Source organism: Moorena bouillonii PNG, assembly GCF_001942495.1.
Taxonomy (GTDB): Bacteria; Cyanobacteriota; Cyanobacteriia; order Cyanobacteriales; family Coleofasciculaceae; genus Moorena; species Moorena bouillonii.
This window is the reverse complement of the sequence record NZ_MKZS01000001.1, coordinates 2629962-2632619: the sequence shown is the minus strand read 5'-3', so window position 1 is coordinate 2632619 and position 2658 is coordinate 2629962. Positions and strand designations below refer to the sequence as shown.

The following is a 2658-nucleotide window of genomic DNA, read 5'->3' as shown; positions in this document are numbered from 1 at the left end:
TTGATGCTTACGAAAACTGGAAAAGCTTTCTTAAATATCTCAAAAAAGTGCTTGACAATTTTGGAAAATAATATGTAATTAATTTTGTTTAGGTGCTTAACTAAACAGGCATGTTTAACCTGAATGGGAAGCACGCTTTGAACCCAATTCATACGGATTCAGACCAGGACGCTCCTGTCACGATGCGATTGAAGCAATATTCACAGGCATCAACCAAAAACCTAAATGGGTACTAGATGCCGACATTGCCAAATGTTTCGATAAAATCAACCATAACTCACCTCTTGCACTAGTACAAATGAACCACTTGCCAAGCAGTAGGCACAGATGAGAGAAAAGGGCGTGCAAACAATAGAAACAATAGATAGCTTGAACTTTGGTTTCAATTCTTGCCCACGCCCAAAGCGAGCGTGTATACCCTACTCGGATTGATGCCGAGTGCCTACCAACGGGATAGCAAACAGCCCGTTACTAGGATTGTTTTTACAAGCTATAGGACATCCACTGCCAGAATATTGTCAAGGTCATTTCTGCTAGCGCCAATTGTCGATTTCTCAATGAATACCATTGGTCAACCCGTGAAATGATTCGACAGGTGCGACAAGGAGTTATAGCCGAACTGCTATCCTACAAACCTTGCATGACGAAGACCATGTTTGCAGGTAATTATTGACTTGACTAGCTAAGAGTTACGAGGAAAGTTCAAAGCAAATGAGTCCGTGATCAGTGTTTTCAATCGCAAACTTCGATTGCACCTGGTCGTGCTGTACCTGGTGGTGGTATCGGCGGTGGCCTTGGAATTTCCGAGTCTTTCGGCGGTTATGGCACAACAACACAAGCACAACTAGGTTTGCGGTTGGTACGACTATTGCCTAAAACCTTAACTCATCGCTTTGCTGGTGATGGTATTAGCAGATACCGCTTTCTGTAGTGTAGAATTTTGGCGAGGCATCCGCAAGCTCAGATATCACGCTGTGGTTGGAGTCCGCCGTGACCGTAAACTGGTTGATGGACGCCAACTATCTAGTCTCTACAAGCGAGGGCAACAAGTTCGGCTTGAGGGCAAACCCAAAGTTGTTTCCATTTCTTGGTTCTATCTCAAGCGTGACGGCAAATGGAAGAAGCGCTTTGTCCTCTCTACATTACCTATGAAAGCCAGCACTATCAACTGGTGGGGCAAGCGCAGGTGGCCTATTGAGGGCTGGTAAAAGAGCTGCTAAGCATCGTTAAGCGACTGCATCGCTTTGCTCAGCAAACCAAACTAGGGATGTACCGTTGGCTAATTTTATCAATGATAGCCTACCTATTGGCACACTGGGCTTATCTTTCTACTGATTCAACCACCTTGCCCGATTGGGGGCAAGTAGCTGAAAAAGCTCTCCACTCTATCCTCCCTCAGCTTGTTGTCTGCATACTATTAACTGATATCCTCCGATTGCAACCTCTGCTCCTTGCACAGGGAATTGATATCAACATTTCTTGGTGCAAGATGTGAGATAATGCACTTCTGACAAAATTGAATACTTATCCATCCTTAAGACGATTAATCAAGTCTTGGTTAAAAGCTGGTGTGATGGATAATGGGACATTCTCACCTACAGAAGAGGGCACTCCACAAGGCGGAGTCATATCTCCCCTTCTGGCAAATATAGCTCTTCACGGCATGGAAAAAAGGATTAAACAATTCGCAGAAACTATGAAGGGAAGTAAATCCAAGAATAGGAATGCATTAAATTTAGTCCGATATGCAGATGACTTTGTCATAATGCATAAAGACCATTACGTGGTAAAAGAATGTCAAAGAATCATCAATATATGGTTGAATGACATGGGTTTGGAATTAAAATCAAGTAAGACCAGGATTACCCATACATTTGAAGGATTTGACTTCCTCGGATTCAATATCCGTCAATATCAGGTTGGTAAAAACCAGTCAAAACAAGGTTTTAAGACCATCATCAAACCATCATTGGAAAAAGTTCTAGAGCATTACAGGCAGCTCGCCAAAGTTATCGACCAATACAGAGCTGCCCCGCAGACGGCTCTAATCAGCCGACTAAAACCCATTATAAGAGGATGGTGTAATTACTATAGTTCAGTCTGTAGTAAGGAAACCTTCAATACATTAGGGCATATGCTATGGAAAAAACTCCGAAGATGGGGATATAGGAGGCATCCCAAGAAATCGAAATCCTGGGTAATCAAGAAATATTGGGGAACCATCGGGAAAGACAACTGGATGTTCATGACCGGGAAAGATAATTACTTGCCCAAACATGCCAAAACACCTATTGTTCGGCACAGAAAAGTCAAAGAAACCAGAAGTCCCTACGATGGCGATTTAATCTACTGGAGTCTCAGAATGGGTAAACATCCCGAAAATACCATTCAGAAGGCAAAACTTTTGAAAAGGCAAAAAGGGAAATGCTCCCACTGTGGTCTTACCTTTAGGGATGGAGACAAATTGGAAATGCATCACATCTTACCACGCGCTAATGGTGGAACTAACAAAGATGAAAATCTGGAATTACTACACCTTCATTGCCACGATGCCAAACACGGGACAAAAGTCAACGCCTTAGAGTTAGATGAAAACCCGTTAATAGACATCTCCAGGAATTGCAAAGCAATTCTATCACTAGCTTTGAGATGCTTGCG

Annotated in this window: 2 protein-coding genes and 1 pseudogene; all 3 read left to right on the top strand. The window is 42.9% G+C overall.

Going from position 1 to position 2658, the window contains the following annotated elements; genetic code table 11:
• Window positions 1-118 precede the first annotated feature (118 nt).
• A pseudogene (locus tag BJP37_RS10780) lies at window positions 119-322 on the top strand (reverse transcriptase/maturase family protein); the annotation flags it as partial.
• Window positions 323-902: 580 nt separating this feature from the next.
• Window positions 903-1208: a hypothetical protein gene (locus BJP37_RS40930; protein ID WP_198954003.1), complete on the top strand. Its 306-nt coding sequence runs from the start codon at window positions 903-905 to the stop codon at window positions 1206-1208.
• Window positions 1209-1516: 308 nt separating this feature from the next.
• Window positions 1517-2658 (top strand): group II intron reverse transcriptase (locus BJP37_RS40925; protein ID WP_229415267.1); only part of this gene is annotated, 1142 nt, incomplete at its 3' end.

What these genes read in the sequence shown, in the direction of transcription:
- BJP37_RS40930 (WP_198954003.1), top strand. Translation starts at nt 903, where the DNA reads ATGGTATTAGCAGATACCGCTTTCTGTAGTGTAGAATTTTGGCGAGGC.